14 protein-coding genes are annotated in these 14740 nt (G+C 65.5%); 6 read left to right on the top strand and 8 right to left on the bottom strand.

Annotation, left to right across the window (positions count from 1 at the left end; all coding sequences use genetic code 11):
• Positions 1-43: 43 nt before the first annotated feature.
• The 6 genes from odhB to HNP98_RS05455 all read right to left on the bottom strand — a co-directional run bounded on the left by odhB (position 44) and on the right by HNP98_RS05455 (position 7269).
• A complete protein-coding gene (odhB, locus tag HNP98_RS05480; protein WP_173809042.1) occupies positions 44-1753 on the bottom strand; it encodes a 2-oxoglutarate dehydrogenase complex dihydrolipoyllysine-residue succinyltransferase in 1710 nt (569 codons plus the stop codon).
• Positions 1754-1784: 31 nt separating this feature from the next.
• Complete coding sequence (locus HNP98_RS05475; protein WP_173809041.1) at positions 1785-2195, bottom strand: HEPN domain-containing protein; 411 nt, start codon at positions 2193-2195, stop codon at positions 1785-1787.
• The gene (locus tag HNP98_RS05470) at positions 2185-2505 is read right to left on the bottom strand and encodes a nucleotidyltransferase domain-containing protein (RefSeq protein WP_173809040.1); all 321 of its coding nucleotides are present in this window, start codon (positions 2503-2505) and stop codon (positions 2185-2187) included. The genes HNP98_RS05475 and HNP98_RS05470 overlap by 11 nt, the downstream gene beginning before the upstream one ends.
• 62 nt (positions 2506-2567) lie before the next feature.
• A complete protein-coding gene (locus tag HNP98_RS05465; RefSeq protein ID WP_173809039.1) occupies positions 2568-5501 on the bottom strand; it encodes a 2-oxoglutarate dehydrogenase E1 component in 2934 nt (977 codons plus the stop codon).
• A gap of 214 nt (positions 5502-5715) precedes the next feature.
• Positions 5716-6729: a hypothetical protein gene (locus HNP98_RS05460; protein WP_173809038.1), complete on the bottom strand. Its 1014-nt coding sequence runs from the start codon at positions 6727-6729 to the stop codon at positions 5716-5718.
• A 138-nt stretch (positions 6730-6867) separates the two neighbouring features.
• Positions 6868-7269 (bottom strand): hypothetical protein, encoded by a 402-nt coding sequence (locus HNP98_RS05455; RefSeq protein ID WP_173809037.1) that lies wholly within the window; start codon positions 7267-7269, stop codon positions 6868-6870.
• A gap of 154 nt (positions 7270-7423) precedes the next feature.
• Here HNP98_RS05455 and HNP98_RS05450 point away from each other — a divergent pair, with 154 nt between their 5' ends.
• The gene (locus HNP98_RS05450) at positions 7424-7909 is read left to right on the top strand and encodes a hypothetical protein (protein WP_173809036.1); all 486 of its coding nucleotides are present in this window, start codon (positions 7424-7426) and stop codon (positions 7907-7909) included.
• A gap of 203 nt (positions 7910-8112) precedes the next feature.
• On the opposite strand, the gene HNP98_RS05445 is transcribed toward HNP98_RS05450, so the two are convergent.
• Positions 8113-9816, bottom strand: coding sequence for a hypothetical protein (locus tag HNP98_RS05445; RefSeq protein ID WP_173809035.1), 1704 nt, complete (start codon positions 9814-9816; stop codon positions 8113-8115).
• 171 nt (positions 9817-9987) lie between these two features.
• On the opposite strand from HNP98_RS05445, the gene HNP98_RS05440 reads away from it, so the two are divergent.
• The 5 genes from HNP98_RS05440 to HNP98_RS05415 all read left to right on the top strand — a co-directional run bounded on the left by HNP98_RS05440 (position 9988) and on the right by HNP98_RS05415 (position 14060).
• On the top strand, positions 9988-10776 hold the full coding sequence (locus HNP98_RS05440) for a hypothetical protein (RefSeq protein WP_173809034.1): 789 nt from the start codon (positions 9988-9990) through the stop codon (positions 10774-10776).
• A 52-nt stretch (positions 10777-10828) separates the two neighbouring features.
• Positions 10829-11473, top strand: coding sequence for a hypothetical protein (locus HNP98_RS05435; RefSeq protein WP_173809033.1), 645 nt, complete (start codon positions 10829-10831; stop codon positions 11471-11473).
• Between the two features lie 144 nt (positions 11474-11617).
• Complete coding sequence (locus HNP98_RS22425) at positions 11618-12052, top strand: CsbD family protein (protein WP_380266804.1); 435 nt, start codon at positions 11618-11620, stop codon at positions 12050-12052.
• Positions 12053-12173: 121 nt separating this feature from the next.
• Complete coding sequence (locus HNP98_RS05420; RefSeq protein WP_173809032.1) at positions 12174-12785, top strand: 3'-5' exonuclease family protein; 612 nt, start codon at positions 12174-12176, stop codon at positions 12783-12785.
• 72 nt (positions 12786-12857) lie between these two features.
• Entirely contained in the window at positions 12858-14060 is a 1203-nt protein-coding gene (locus HNP98_RS05415) for a glycoside hydrolase family 130 protein (protein ID WP_246274991.1), read from the top strand.
• Here HNP98_RS05415 and HNP98_RS05410 read toward each other — a convergent pair.
• Positions 14057-14674 carry a Uma2 family endonuclease gene (locus HNP98_RS05410; RefSeq protein ID WP_173809031.1) on the bottom strand — a complete coding sequence of 206 codons (618 nt, stop codon included), beginning with the start codon at positions 14672-14674 and terminating at the stop codon, positions 14057-14059. The genes HNP98_RS05415 and HNP98_RS05410 overlap by 4 nt on opposite strands.
• Positions 14675-14740: the final 66 nt, after the last annotated feature.

Below are 14740 nucleotides of genomic sequence, written 5' to 3'. Positions count from 1 at the left end.
CTTAACGAAAAACACTGCTCAAAGGCCAGGTTTTTTTACCGCCTTACACGCCCAGCAGCAGGCGCGTGGGGTCTTCGAGCAGCTCCTTCACCCGCACCAGGAAGCTGACGGATTCGCGGCCGTCGATGATGCGGTGGTCGTAGCTCAGGGCCAGGTACATCATGGGGCGAATTACGACCTGCCCGTTCTCGGCCACCGGGCGCTGGATGATGTTGTGCATCCCGAGGATGGCCGACTGCGGCGCATTAATAATCGGCGTGCTCAGCATGGAGCCGAAAATGCCGCCGTTGGTGAGGGTGAACGTGCCGCCCGTCATCTGCTCGATGGTGAGCTTGTTGTCGCGGGCCAGGCCGGCCAGGCGCACTACTTCCTTTTCGATGCCGTCGAACGAAAGCTGTTCGGCATTGCGAATCACCGGCACCACCAGGCCCTTGGGGGCCGACACGGCGATGCTGATGTCGCAGAAGTCGTTGAACACGATGTCGGTCCCGTCAATCTGCGCGTTCACCGACGGCCACTCCTTCAGGGCCACGCACACGGCCTTGGTGAAGAACGACATAAAGCCCAGGCCCACGCCGTTCTTCTCCTTGAACTTGTCCTTGAATTTGGTGCGCAAGTCCATGATGGGCTGCATATTCACCTCGTTGAAGGTGGTGAGCATGGCCGTTTCGTTCTTCACGGCCACCAAGCGGCGGGCCACTGTTTTGCGCAGGTTGCTCATCCGCTCGCGGCGCTGGCCGCGGCCGCCAGCCGGGGCCAGCGCCGCTGGGGCAGCCGGGGCGGCCACGGGGGCCGAGGCTACTGCCGGCGCGGGGGCGGCGGGCCTGGCCTGGGCGTTCTGCGCGTCCTCCTTGGTGATGCGGCCGTCGCGGCCCGAGCCCGCCACGTCGGCCGCGGCTACGCCCTTTTCATCCAGGATTTTGCCGGCGGCCGGCGAGGGCACGCCCGTGGCGTAAGTGGCGGCGGTAGCCGTGGCGGCCGCGGGCGGGGCGGGGGCCTGGGCCAGCGGCACGGCGGCGGCGGGCGCGGCCGCCGCGGCCGGAGCCGCCGCGCCCGCCGCGACTCCGCCGCCGCTTTCGATGCGGGCAATGAGGGCCCCGATGCCGATGGTTTCGCCTTCCTGAGCGGCGTGGCGCAGAATGCCTTCCGCGTCGGCGGGCAGCTCAAACGTGGCCTTGTCCGATTCCAGCTCGGCAATGACTTCGTCGCGCTTCACGGCGGCACCGTCCGGCTTCAGCCACTTGGCAATGGTCACCTCGGTGATGGACTCGCCCACGGCGGGAATGGTCATTTCAATCGTGCCGCCGCCAGCAGTTGCCACCGCCGGGGCCGGGGATGCAGGGCTCCCCCCGGGCCGGTCGGCGGGGGTCCCGCCGTAACCGGCCTGGTCGCTGGCCCGGGGGTTTTCTTCGCCTTTGGCCAGCGGGTCGGCCGCCGGAGCCGGGACTGGGGCAGGAGCCGCGGCGGAGGCTGCCGGGGACGCACCCGCAGTGGGCGCAGCCGGAGCCGCGCCGCTACCGTCGCCGTCGAGGTCGGCAATCACGGTGCCGATGCCGATGGTTTCGCCCTCGGCCACCCGAATCTTTAGCACGCCGTCGGCTTCGGCGGGCAGCTCAAACGTGGCTTTGTCGGACTCCAGCTCGGCAATTACTTCGTCGCGCCGCACGGCCTCGCCGTCTTTTTTCAGCCATTTGGCAATGGTTACTTCCGTGATGGACTCACCAACGGCGGGAATTTTGATTTCGGTGGGCATGGGAAGCTAGGCGCAAAAACGTGAAGAATAATTAAGGTAAAAAAGCCACGGCCAGCGGCCGGAGCTTGTCGCGAAAACGGTGCGCCATGACGAGCAGTTCAGTAGAGGTGTAGCTGGGTGCATCGTCGGTTTCGTAGCGCCATTCCACCGCAAAACTTTGCAAAATAGCCGCTGAGTCCATTTCTGCTCCGCCAAGGGTGATGATGGAGGCTTGCACTAAGGGCACCAGCAGCTTAACCAGAACATGGATGAATGGCGCGGGTAGGCCGTTGGCGACTAGCACTGCTTTCGCGTACTTTTCGACCAATTGCTGGCAGCTGAATCCTACGCTTTCGTAGAGGTGGGGCGAATATCTGACCAATGTTTCGGCAGTTTCCGTGTCGCGGTCAGCGGCTCGCAACAGCACTTCCACGCGGGTTTGGTCGGCTGATTTAGGCTGCATACAAAAGTCGTCCTTGTTGTAGCGCCGTATTTTCTACCGAATAGGCCACGTCGGCCGCCTCAGTCATTTCGGCTGGGGTCCGAACCAAAATATCCATTGCTGGCAAGCTGGCATCCCACAAATGCCGCCAGACGGCCACGGCACGCTCGGTACGCTTGGCTTCAGCATTTTGCTTAATAATCAGCAAGTCCAGGTCCGAGTCGTCGGTGGGCGTACCGTAGGCGTAGGAACCGAACAGAATAATCCGGTCGGGCGCATAGCCCGCCACGATGCGGGCCACCACGGCCTGGATTTGCGCTTCGGTTATCATCGGCGGGCGGCTTGGGATGGAAAAATGGGAAGCGGCGGCCCGGGGGCCCCAGTTGCTCCCCGCTAGTCTTGCTTCTTGGCGATTTCGACGGTTTCCTTGATGTTGGCGGCGGCCACGTCGTTTTGGGGCTTGTCGAAGGCGCGGGCCACCAGGTCTTTTTGCTCCTTTACGTGGATTTTGTTGTAGCCGGTGGCCGGCGAGGCCGAGGGCTTGCGGGCCACCACGTCTTCCAGCTCGCGGCGCATGAAGCGCAGCAGGTAGTTCCAATAGCCCATGTTTTCGGGCTCTTCTTGCACCCAGTACGGCTTGGCCTTGGGGTACTTGGCCAGCTCGGCCTGCAACTGCTGCTGCGGGAAGGGGTGCAGCTGCTCCAGGCGCACAATGGCCACGTCGCGGCGGTCGGCGGTGCGCTGCTCGTCCAGCAGGTCGTAGTACACCTTGCCCGAGCACAGCAGCACGCGCTTCACCTTTTTAGCGTCGGCAAAGTCGTCGCCCAGCACCTCGCGGAACCGGCCGCTGATGAACTCCTCCACCGGCGACACGCACAGCGGGTGGCGCAGCATGCTTTTGGGCGACATCACCACCAGCGGCTTGCGGAAGCTCCACGTCAGCTGCCGGCGCAGGGCGTGGAAGAAGTTGGCCGGCGTGGTCAGGTTGGCCACCACGATGTTGTTTTCGGCGGCCAGCTGGAGGAAGCGCTCGGGGCGGGCGTTGGAGTGCTCGGGGCCCTGGCCCTCGTAGCCGTGGGGCAGCAGCATCACCAGGCCGTTCATGCGTTGCCACTTGCTCTCGCTGCTCACCACAAACTGGTCAATCATCGTCTGGGCCCCGTTGGCGAAGTCGCCGAACTGGGCCTCCCAGACCACCAGGGCCGTGGGGTTGGCCATGCCGTAGCCAAATTCAAAGCCCAGCACCGCGTACTCGCTCAGCAGCGAGTTGAAGATGCTCAGCTGCTGGTGCTCACCTTCCAGGTGGTTGAGCGAGTTGTACGGGGCGCTCGTTTCGGCGTCGTGCAGCACGGCGTGGCGGTGCGAGAACGTGCCGCGCTGCACGTCCTGGCCGCTCACGCGCACGATGTGGTTTTCGGCCAGCAGCGAGCCGTAGGCCAGCAGCTCGCCGGCGGCCCAGTTCAGCACGCGGGTTTCGTAAAACATCTTGCGGCGCTCCTTCAGCAGGTTGTCAATCTGCTTGATGGGCTTGAAGCCGTCGGGGATGGTGGTCAGGGCCTTGGCCACGCGTTCCACGGTTTCGGCCGGGATGCCGGTTTCGGGCGACTGGTGGAAGTCGTCGGGCGTGCTGCGGCGCAGGCTGCGCCACTCGTTTTCCAGGGCCTGGTACTTGTAGGGCAGGGGCTTCTGCTTCACCATGTCGAGGCGGGCCTGGAGGGTATCGCGGAACTCCTTGTCCATCTGGCTGGCCAGGGCGGCGTCCACGTCGCCGCGCTGCACCAGCGTGGCGTTGTACACCTCGCGCGGGTTCTGGTGCTTCGAGATGAGGTTGTAGAGCGTGGGCTGGGTAAACTTGGGCTCGTCGGACTCGTTGTGGCCGTGGCGGCGGTAGCACACCATGTCGATGAAGATGTCGGCGTGGAACTGCTGGCGGTACTCGACGGCCAGCTGCGCGGCGAACACCACGGCTTCGGGGTCGTCGCCGTTCACGTGCACCACCGGCGCGTCGATCATCTTGGCCAGGTCGGTGCAGTAAATGGACGAGCGGGCGTCCTCAAAATCAGTAGTAAAGCCCACCTGGTTGTTGATGACGAAGTGCACCGTGCCGCCGGTTTTGTAGCCTTCCAGCAGCGACATCTGGGTCAGCTCGTAGCCGATGCCCTGGCCGGCCAGGGCCGCGTCGCCGTGGATGAGGATGGGCAGGATTTTGTGGTAGTCGCCGGCGTACTGGTGCTCGATTTTGGCCCGCACGAAGCCTTCCACCACCGGGTTCACCGCCTCCAGGTGCGAGGGGTTGGGGGCCAGCTTGAGGTTGACTTTCTTGCCGTTGGCCGTTTTCACCTCCGACGAGTAGCCCATGTGGTACTTCACGTCGCCGTCGCCCATCGTGAGGTCGGGCACGGCGGTGCCCTCAAACTCCGAGAAAATCTGCTCGTAGGTTTTGCCCATGATGTTGGCCAGCACGTTCAGGCGGCCGCGGTGGGCCATGCCAATCATCACTTCCTGCACCCCCAAATCGGCCCCTTTGCCGATGATGGCGTCCAGGGCCGGAATGGTCGTCTCGCCGCCCTCAAGCGAAAACCGCTTCTGCCCCAAGAACTTGGTGTGCAGGAAGTTCTCGAACACCACCGCCTCGTTCAACTTCTTCAGGATACGCTTCTTGTACTCCACGCCGGGGTTGAAGGCCAGGGCCTCGCGCTCCACCTTCTCGCGGAACCAGTCGAGAATCTGCGGGTCGCGGATGTACATGTACTCGAAGCCCACCGTGCCGGTGTAAATCTTTTCCAGCGCCGCCACGATGTCGCGCAGCGTGGCCTTGGGGCCCAGGCCCAAGGTTTCGCCGTTGCGGAACGCCGTGTCCAGGTCGGCGTCGCTCAGGCCAAAATCGGGCAGGTCGAGGCGGGCGTGGCGGTCCTTGCGCTCGCGCACGGGGTTGGTTTTGGCCCGCAGGTGGCCCCGGCTGCGGTAGGCGTGGATGAGGTTGCGCACGGCCGTTTCCTTGTCGCCGGGCGCGTCGTCGCCGGTGGCCAGGCTGTCCGGGGCATTGTTGGTCGAGGCAGCGGTGTTCAGTACACCATAGTCGTCGGCCTGGGGCAGCCCGGGCGCGGCGGGGGCAGCCACGGGGGCCGCTGGAGCGTAGGCCGCGCCGTTGCCGTTGCTGCCGGGGGCGGCGGGGGCCCCCTCCGGCGGGAACTGCTGCGAAAAATCGAACCCCTCGAAGAACTTGCGCCAGCCAAAGTCCACCGATTCGGGATCCTGCTGGTACGAGCGGTACAAGGTTTCGATGGCTACCGCATCGGCGTTGGCAATATAGGAGTAAGCGTCCATGAGCGAGGGTGCTGGGTTGGGAGGCGCAAAATTAAAAGCGCTGGCAGCAAGGCGCAAACCCACAAACGGATTTACAAATAAACTTGTCAATCAGCGCTATGCGCGAAGTGTTATCGCAAAACCGAAGGGTTCGCACTGGCAAGCTATCAACAAAACGGCCACGGGCCGCGCTGGTTGCCTAAAATGTTTGGAAATGGTTTGCGCTGGCCTTCAACTAGCTACCGGCGGGCGCGGGCCAGCGCGGCAGCTGCCGGGGGGCCCCGTCGGCGGTGTAGAGCAGGCTCAGCGGCTGGGCGGGGTCGCGGGCAATTTCGGCGGGCGTGATGCCCCAGCGGTGCCACATTTCGGCCAGGGCCTGGGCGTAGGCGGCGTTTTCCCAGGGGTTGAAGATGGCCGCGCCCACGTCGTCAATCAGGGCGTCGAACACCAAATGCGTGTCGCCGGGGCGCGGGTGGCGCGGGTAGAGGTCGGGCACCATGTGCAGCAGGTGGGCCCCGTAGTACACCCGCGCCTTGAACTCGGCCACCTGCACCGGGTGCAGCGGGCGCTGGGCGTCGGCGTACACCTGGCGCATGGCCTGGCCAATCAGGCCGATGTCGGCGAGGCAGGCCACCAGCACGGCCCGGTCCAGCTTTATGCTGAACACCAGGGTATTGAGGTCGTCGTCGTACTCGAACGGCACCACGTCTTCGGCCGGGTCCACTTCCAGCACAAACACCGAAGCGGGCACGAAGTCGGCGTATTCGGTGGGCACCCGCAGCCCCTGCAAGAGCTGGAAAAACACCTGAAACTTGCGCAGCAGCGCCGCGTTTTCGGCCAGCGGGTAGCGGGACTTGATGAGCGGCTCGAACTCGTTGAGCAGCTCGGTGATGAAGATGCCGTAGAACATCTTGCCCAGCCACAGAAATAGCGTGTCGTCGCCGAGGGCCCGCAGGGCCCCGGGGCCCTGCGCGGCCGCCGCGGCCACAGTAGCCTCCAGCGCATCAAGGCGTTGGCGCACGGCGGGGCTGGCGGGCAGGCGCAGGTCGCGGAAGGCCACAGTGCTTTGGTCGAGCAGCTGGATGGGCCGGTCGGCCAGCCCGTAGCGGGCTTGCAGCCAGTCGGCAAACACGGGCACGGTGTCGGCGGGCCCCACGGGCTGGCCGCTGAGAAAACAGGTGGCGGGACCGAAGCGCATGCCCTCAAACGGGTCGTAGGGCGTGAGGTCGGCGGGGGTTAAGACGGGCATAAATAAGGGGCGCGGCCCTTGCCGCAACCAGCGGCAAAGGTCGCGCCCCGCGTTTTGAGTTGTTCATTTCCAGTTGTTCGTTGCCAGTAATCGGGCCATTTTACGACAGCTCACAACCGATGACCAGCAACCAGAAGATTAGCGCGACAGCGAGTTGGCGGCTTTGCGCAGCAGCGTGCCCAGGTTGCCGAGGGGGCCGGAATAGTCGCCGGGGGCCGTTTCGGCCACCTTGATGGTTTCGGCACTGAGGCTGGCCAGCAACTCGGCGACTTCGTGGGCGGCGGCCTGGGGGCTGGCCAGCAGCTCGCCGAGTTGACTCAACTCCTGGGTAATTTTGGCCAGGCCGGGGCGGTCGGAGGCGGCCAGCACGGCGGCCCAGCGCTCAATTTCGGCGGTGCCCTGGCCGGCGGCCTTGTCGGGCAGGCCGTGGCCGAGCAAGGCGAGGGTGTCGTCGAGCAAGGCGCTGGTTTGCTGGTCGCTCACGGTGAGGGGCACGGCGGGCTGAGCGGCGTTGGACGGGGTGGCGGCGGTGGAATCCATGAGTAGGCGGTTTGGAAAAGGTACCCGGGCTATACTTGCCCGCCGCCGAAAAAGTTGAAACCCCCGCCCTATCGCCCGCCCGCGGCCGGGTTACCTTTTGGCCCCGCGGCCCATTAACGGTCGTATTCTCCCTTCACTTCTTAAATTCCCAGTCATGCAAATTTCCTTCAAAACCCTCGTTGCCGCCGCCGCCGTAGCCCTGGCCGCCACTGCCTGCACCAGCAACACCGAAAAAGCTACCGAGCAAACGGCCGACGGCACCACGACGACCAAAACCACCACCGTGGAGCCTTCGGCCGACGCAAACGCCGCCGCCGACCAGGCCGGGGCAAAAATGGACGAGGCCGGGGCGAAAATGAACGCGGCCGGAGCCGAAGCCGGAGCCAAAATGGACGCCGCCGGGGCCAAGATGGACGCCAAGATGGACGAGGCCGGAGCTAAGATGGACGCCGCTGGGGATAAAATGGGCGCAAAAATGGACGCCGCCGGAGCCAAGATGGACGCCCAAGCCGCCGAAGCTAAAGCCAACGCCAAGGCGGCCGCCGACAAAGCCGGCCACCGCATGGACGCCCTGGGCGACGCCGCTGCCAAGTCGGCCGCCGAAACCAAAGCCAACCTCAAACAAGGCATGAAGAACTAAGTAGCCGCGCGCGTTGTCAGCTGCGCGTCAGAGCCGTTCGGCGCAGCCGAAGAAATGCTCGGGCTGCGCTCAGATACAGCGCAAAGTTTATATTTTTTAGCTAACCTATTGGCCTATAGTTGACAAGCCTAAGTATTAGCGCTGCCCCGAAGCCCGAACCCCCTCACAGGGTTCGGGCTTTTTTTGGGTTTGGAGCCAGGGCCCTAGCCGGCGGCTATTTCCAGCAGCACTTCGTAGTAAGGACGGCCCAGCATGCGGGCGTGCAGCCAGGCGTAGAAGCTGCGGGCTTGCAGGTCTTCGCGTTGCAGGGGCACGAAATCGGGCAGCTGGGCCACTTTTTCGGCAAATTCGGGGCGGCGGGCGGCGAGCGGGTCGTCGAGAATTTTGCGCACCAGGGCCAGGTAGCCCAGCACGTAGCGGTAGGGCCCCCCGGCGGGGGTTAGCTCCACGGCCGGCGGTGCGGGGGCAGTGGCCGCGGCGGCATCGGCGGTTTCTGCCGCGCCGTCGCCGCTGGGCGCGACGCTTTCAACGGCTGCTTCTTCGGGCTCGGGCACAGGTTCGGGCTCGGGGGCGTAGGTGGCCGGGAACTGCTCGCGCAGCGTGCGCTCGATGGCCTGGAGGCGGTTCTGGGCCAGGTCGGTGTTGCCCAGCTCGAGTTGGATGAGCATCTCGCCGAGGTTGCGGTTCAGCAGCCACTCCAGGCCCAGGTGCTGTTCGAGCCAGTGGTCGGTGCGGGCGATGCCCATCAGCGCGTGGTTGGCCTTGGCAAACGCCCCCTCGGCGAAGTAGTGGAAGGTGAGCTGCAGGCGGGCCGTGAGGTCGTCGGGCACGGGCAGCGGCGGGGCGGCCCGCAGGGTATTTTCCAGCAGCCCGATGCTGTCGGCGTTGCGGTGCAGGAAGGCGTAGTTGGCCGCCAGCAGCATCGTGAAGCGGGGCCCGAACTCGCCGTGCTGCCGGCTGGGGCCCGCCGCCAGCAGGGCCCGCCCCTGCTCGAGGTAGGCCACCGACGCGGCAAATTGCCGCGAGCGGTACAGGGCGTGGGCCAGCATGTAGAGCAGCCGGAGCTGGTAGCCGCGCTGGGCGGGCGCGAAGCCGTGGCGGCGGGCCATCAGCTGGTAGCAGCGCTCGATGAAGGGCGCGAAGGTGGCAAAGTCGCGCCGCACCAGCATGGCGCTGCGGGCAATGGACATGAGCCGGCACAGCAGCGAGGGCGAGCGGGCGAAGGCTTCCTGCAAGTCGTACTCGGCCAGGATTTCGTGCATGATGGCGTCGAACGAGGCCGCCGCCCGGCCCCGCACCCGGGCTTCGCGCAGGCGCAGGCGCAGCAGGCTGTCGGCGATGTTGGCCCGCTCCTCCTCGTCGGCGGCCTTTTTGTTGGCGTGGCGGCGGGCGATGACGGCGGCCAGGTCGGGGGCGTGGGCCGCGTCGGCGTGCTGAATCTGGAGGTTGTACACGGCGTTGAGCGGCTCGTACTGCTCGTTGGCGCGGGCCACTTTTTCGGCCTTGGCCAGCACGCTCCAGGCCAGGCGCGGGATGCCGGCCTCGAACAGGTACTGGGCCAGGGTGAGCTGCCCGCGCACCGAGGCGGCGGCCGTGGTGTCGAGCTGGCGCTGGCGCAGCAGCAAAAAATCGGTGAGGTGGCGCAGCAGGCGCTTGCGCAGGGCGTAGTAGGCCACGGCGTTGGCCCGGGCGGGGTAGAGCCGGGCGATGAGCTGGGCCGGCGTCAGGGCCCCGGGCTGGGTGAGCAGCGCGAAGAGCTGCGAGTCGAGCCGGCCCACGGTTTTGCGGCGCTGCCGCAGCAAAAACACGTCGAAGTCGCGCCGGTCGTCGGGGCCAAGGGTGAGCAGGGTGGTGCGCAGGTCGTCCATCGGGGCAGAAGCGGGGCCGTTCTGGCAACGCCTGAGCAAGTTAGCAGGAAATAACAATGTCCCATATTATTTAATTATCTCCTTGGCTATCAAGCATAATTTTATCTAAACAGGTATTTTCCAGGGTCGGACTATCCCGTTTTTTGATTAGCACGGGCCGAATGGGTACCCGCACCTTTGGGCCACCCCTTCACCAAAACCCCATTTGCCATGGCCCCCCGCTTACTCATTTTGGCCCTCGCCCTGCTGGCCGCCGGCCGCGCCCACGCCCAAGACCTGCTCACCAAGCGCAACGGCGACAAGCTGGCGGTAAAGGTGCTAGAAATCACCCCGCTGGAGGTGAAGTATCGCCGCACCGACAACCCCGACGGCCCGCTCATCAGCGTGTATAAGAGCGAAGTGTTCATGATTCGCTACGCCAACGGCGCGAAGGACGTGTTCGGGGCGGCCCCCACCCCGGTCCTGTACCCGGCCGTGCCCCGGGTGTCCCCCACCCCGGCCCCGACCGCCGCGGCGGTGCCGCCCGGCCCCGTGGTGCCCGGCGACGTGGTGCTGCCCGACGAGGAAATCCACCTCAGCGGGCCGCGCCTGGGCTTCACCGTGCTCACCGACGGGCCCCTGAACCGGGGCCGCCAGGAGGCGGGCTACGGCAACCTCAACCCGTTTCTCACGCAGTTCGGGTGGCAGTTTGAAACGCGCCTGTTCCGGCTGCCCAACGGCGTGAGCGGCCTGGCCGAGTTCGTGCCCCTGGTGGGCGGCCTGGAGCAGGGCAAGTTCGTGCCGAGCGTGAGCGGCATCCTGGGCGTGCGGGGGCCCAAGGGATTCGAGTTCGGGCTGGGCCCCAACCTGACGCCGCTGGGGGCCAACGTGGTGCTGGCGCTGGGCACGTCGTTTCGCACCAGCAGCGGCCTCAACTTCCCCGTGAACCTGGCCGTGGTGCCCGGCAACGGCGGGGCCCGCATCAGCCTGCTGTTCGGCTTCAATTCGCGGCACCGCTAAGGCCGCGCATTATACCAATACCAAGACAATCAACGGTTTATTGTTTTCTACCATGCGTTTATTTCTACTCCTGGCCGCCGCGCTTTGCGCGTTGCTGCCCGCCCGCGCCCAGGCCCCGGTGCGCCCCGGGGCGGCCCCGTGCCTCGACACCATTTTGCGCCTCGACGGCGAGGAAGTCCGCGGCCGGGTGCTCGTGCTCACGCCCACCGCGCTGCGCTACCTGCCCGCCGCCCCGGCCGCCCCCGATACCCTGACGCTACCCGTGGCCGAGGTGTTTCTGGTGCGCTACGCCAACGGCACCCGCGAGCTGCTGCACCCCGCGGCCGGGGCCCCGGCCCCCGACGGCCCCCCGGATTTGCTGCCGGGCCTCACGCCCGGGCAGCGGCTGGCCTACGGCCGGCGCGACGCCCTGGGCCACTACACCGACCACGGCCCGTACTGGGCCACGCTGGGGGCCACGCTCTACGCGGGCCCGCTGTTCGGCGTCGTCGCGCCGGCCATCATCAGCGGCAAGGCGGTGAAGGCCGAAAACCTTCGGCCCCCCACCCCGGCCCTGCTCGCCGACCCCGACTACCGGCGCGGCTACCAGGAGCAGGCCAACCGCCGCAAGCGCCAGCGCAGCTGGGGCGGCTACGGTACCGGCGTGGGCGTATTTGTGGTGCTGTTTGCCGTGCTGGTGGGCAGCCTAGCGAATTAGCCGCGGCCCGCCCCGGGCGGGAACAACAAAATTTAGGGTTGGCCCCGCCGGGCCTTAACCCAACCTCAAACGCCGCCGTACAAGGGTGCACAGTGCTTCTTTCCCACCCCCATCATTCCTTTTTCAACTTAAACATTCCCCGTCATGGACGTTAATCAGAACAACATTAGCGACAACACCGAGCTGCAAGCCCGGGGCAACTGGAACCAGCTCAAAGGCGAAGCCAAACAGAAATGGGCCGGCCTGACCGACGACGACCTGACCTACGCCAACGGCAAGCAGGACGAGTGGTACGGCAAGCTGCAAGAGAAAACCGGCAGCACGATTGACGAAATCAAGAGCTGGTTCAACAGCAAAACCAGCGACGCCAGCACCCAGGCCGACGTGAAAAGCACCGAGTACCAGGCCCGCGGCGACTGGAACCAAATCAAAGGCCAGGCCAAGCAGAAGTGGGGCAACCTCACCGACGACGACCTAACGTATAAGGAAGGCCAGCAGGACGAGTGGTTCGGCCAGCTGCAGGAGAAGACCGGCCACGCCATCGACGACATCAAAGGCTGGTTCCAGAAGACGTTCTAAGCCCCGCTTAGCTAAGTCACCAGATTTGCGAGAAGCCCCTTTCCGAGCGAAAGGGGCTTCTTTTGTTCATACGGCGGCCCCGGCCCGTTAGCCAGCCTGCTGTTCCTCGCCGTTTTTTGCTATGCGCTACGTTTCCCTCGACCTCGAAACCAGCGGCTCCGACCCCGCCCGCCACCAGGTATTAGAGCTGGCCGCCGTGGTGGAAGACACCAAGCGCCCGCGCCCGCTGGCGGAGCTACCCGCCTTCCGCCGGCTGCTGGTGCACCCCGAAATTGTGGGCACGCCCGGGGCCCTGGTGCTGAACGCCCGCCTGCTGGCCGAGCTGGCCGACCCCGCCCTGGGGCCCCCGGCCGAGCGCTGTACCCCCGCCGAGGTGCTGCCGCAGCTGCGTGCGTTTCTGGTGGCCGAGGGCTTCCGGCCCGACCCCAGGGACCGGGTGCGCTTCATTCTGGCGGGCAAGAACGTGGCCGTGTTCGACCTGCTCTTTTTGCAGCAGCTGCCCGGCTGGGGCACCATCGTCAAGTCGGAGCCCGCCACCATCGACCCCGCCCTGCTCTACCTCAACTGGCGCAAGGACAGCCGCTTGCCCAGTATGGCTATTGCCAAGGTTCGTGCCCAATTTGAGGATACCACCGTGGCCCACGAAGCCCTGGCCGACGCCCTCGACGTGGTGCGCCTGTTGCGTCCGTTCTATGAGTTTGCGGTGTACAAGCGGGTGCGGGGCGAAGAGTAGGGCCCCGGTGGGCGGCTCTGAAATGCGCTACTTGCAGCGGCGTACCGCCGCCGTTTTTAACCCCGCGAACGAATGAGTTCTTTCGATGAGTACGCCCGCCGCGCCTGGGGCCCCGCGCTGCTGTTGCTGGCCGGCTGCAACGGCACGCCCAACGCCGCCACCGTGGCCACGGCGCCGGTGGCCACCGCCCAGCCGGCCCAGGCCAACCGCTGGGCCCTGCTGAACTTCACGAAAGTGGACAGCGCCAACCCCATTATGGGCCCCAGCCCGGTGGGCAAGTTCACCGACCCCGTACTGAAGAGGATCGTGCTGTGGGAAGAAAAGGACGTGTTCAACCCCGCCGTGGTGGTGCGCGGCGGCAAGGTGTACATGCTGTACCGGGCCGAAAACAAGGTTACCACCTTCGGCAAGGCTTCCCGCATCGGCCTGGCCAGCAGCACCGACGGCATCCACTTCGTGCGCGAACCAGCGCCGGTGCTCTACCCCGCCCACGACGCCCAGCAGCCGTACGAAACCGGCGGCACCGAGGACCCGCGGGTGGTGGAGGATGCCAGCGGCACCTACTACATGACCTACACGGCCTACGACGGCAAGCTGGCCCGCCTGCACGTGGCCTCCTCGCCCGACCTGCGGCACTGGACGAAGTACGGCAACGCCTTCGCCCGGGCCGCCGGCGGCAAGTACCTGGGCAAGTGGAGCAAATCGGGCGCCATCGTGTCCACGTACGAGCCCGACGGGCGCATTGTGGCCACCAAAATCAAGGGCAAGTACTGGATGTACTGGGGCGACGCCCAAATCTGGCTGGCCACCTCCGACGACCTCATCCACTGGACACCGCTGGAAATGGGCCCCGGCGAGCAGCCGCCCGTGCCGCTGCGCGCCCAGGCCCTCACCCTGCCCCACCTGAAGGTGGTGCTGCCCACCCGCGCCGGCAAGTTCGACAGCGACCTGGTGGAATCAGGCCCCCCGGCCATGCTCACCGACCAGGGCATCTGCCTGATTTACAACAGCCGCAACGTGCCCGCCATCGGCGACAAGTCGCTGCCAGAAGGCATCTACACGGCGGCTCAAGCACTGTTCGACAAGAACGACCCCAGCAAGCTGCTCCAGCGCACCGACACCTACTTCATGCGCCCCGACAAGCTTTACGAGCGCACCGGCCAAGTTAACCAGGTGGTATTTTTGGAAGGGCTGGCGCGTTTCAAGTCCACCTGGTTTCTATACTATGGCACCGCCGATTCTAAGATTGCCGTGGCCACCCGGCCGGTGGACTAGAGGCGAGGTTCAGACTCCTGGAAATCGTCGAACACGTCGGCCCACTCCACGGCCAGGCCGGGCAGGGTTGCCACGGGCATAGGGCCCGGCGCGGCGTACTCGGCCGCCAGGATATACTGCTCGTTTTCGAGCACGTAGGTCGTCACCGAGTTAATGCCGGGGAACACAATCCAGTACTCGCGCACCCCGCTTTCCTGGTAGAGGTCGAACTTGGTTTTGATGTCGCGATTTACGAAACCGGGCGAGAGGATTTCAATCACCCAGTCGGGGGCCCCAAAACAGCCGCGTTCGGCCAGCTTGGCCGGGTCGTGCACTACTATCAAGTCGGGCTGTACCACCGTCAAAATCTGGTCGTCGGCCTGGCCGGGACGGTACGTTGGGCACACGTCAAATGGAATCTGGACCATCGCGCCGGGCCGTCCTTTCAGGAACGCATTTACCGCCACCATGAGGTTGAGCAGGTAGTGCTGGTGCTGCGGGCTGCGCCCCGGCATCGGTGGCAGCACCCGCCCGCCCACCAGCTCCACGTACTGCGGAAACTTCCAGCTCAGGTAGTCGGCGTAATTGTAGAAGCCACTCAGGTCGAGCTGCGAAAGCTGGGTAATGGTGGCCATTATCGAAATTCTGGGTGCTCGGCGAAGGTAAAGCTTGGCGTTGAGGGCCAGCACGCCCCCCCAGCC

The organism is Hymenobacter caeli (assembly GCF_013294115.1).
Taxonomy (GTDB): Bacteria; Bacteroidota; Bacteroidia; order Cytophagales; family Hymenobacteraceae; genus Hymenobacter; species Hymenobacter caeli.
The sequence above is the reverse complement of the archived record's forward strand: the minus strand, read 5'-3'. Positions and strand labels throughout refer to the sequence as shown.

Bases quoted from the DNA above. Each gene is read 5' to 3' on its own strand.
- HNP98_RS05475 (WP_173809041.1), bottom strand. From the start codon at position 2,195: ATGCAGCCTAAATCAGCCGACCAAACCCGCGTGGAAGTGCTGTTGCGA.
- HNP98_RS22425 (WP_380266804.1), top strand. From the start codon at position 11,618: ATGGACGTTAATCAGAACAACATTAGCGACAACACCGAGCTGCAAGCC.
- HNP98_RS05435 (WP_173809033.1), top strand. From the start codon at position 10,829: ATGCGTTTATTTCTACTCCTGGCCGCCGCGCTTTGCGCGTTGCTGCCC.
- HNP98_RS05455 (WP_173809037.1), bottom strand. From the start codon at position 7,269: ATGGATTCCACCGCCGCCACCCCGTCCAACGCCGCTCAGCCCGCCGTG.
- HNP98_RS05470 (WP_173809040.1), bottom strand. From the start codon at position 2,505: ATGATAACCGAAGCGCAAATCCAGGCCGTGGTGGCCCGCATCGTGGCG.
- HNP98_RS05420 (WP_173809032.1), top strand. From the start codon at position 12,174: ATGCGCTACGTTTCCCTCGACCTCGAAACCAGCGGCTCCGACCCCGCC.
- HNP98_RS05440 (WP_173809034.1), top strand. From the start codon at position 9,988: ATGGCCCCCCGCTTACTCATTTTGGCCCTCGCCCTGCTGGCCGCCGGC.
- HNP98_RS05410 (WP_173809031.1), bottom strand. From the start codon at position 14,674: ATGGCCACCATTACCCAGCTTTCGCAGCTCGACCTGAGTGGCTTCTAC.
- HNP98_RS05415 (WP_246274991.1), top strand. From the start codon at position 12,858: ATGAGTTCTTTCGATGAGTACGCCCGCCGCGCCTGGGGCCCCGCGCTG.
- HNP98_RS05450 (WP_173809036.1), top strand. From the start codon at position 7,424: ATGCAAATTTCCTTCAAAACCCTCGTTGCCGCCGCCGCCGTAGCCCTG.
- odhB (WP_173809042.1), bottom strand. From the start codon at position 1,753: ATGCCCACCGAAATCAAAATTCCCGCCGTTGGTGAGTCCATCACGGAA.
- HNP98_RS05460 (WP_173809038.1), bottom strand. From the start codon at position 6,729: ATGCCCGTCTTAACCCCCGCCGACCTCACGCCCTACGACCCGTTTGAG.
- HNP98_RS05465 (WP_173809039.1), bottom strand. From the start codon at position 5,501: ATGGACGCTTACTCCTATATTGCCAACGCCGATGCGGTAGCCATCGAA.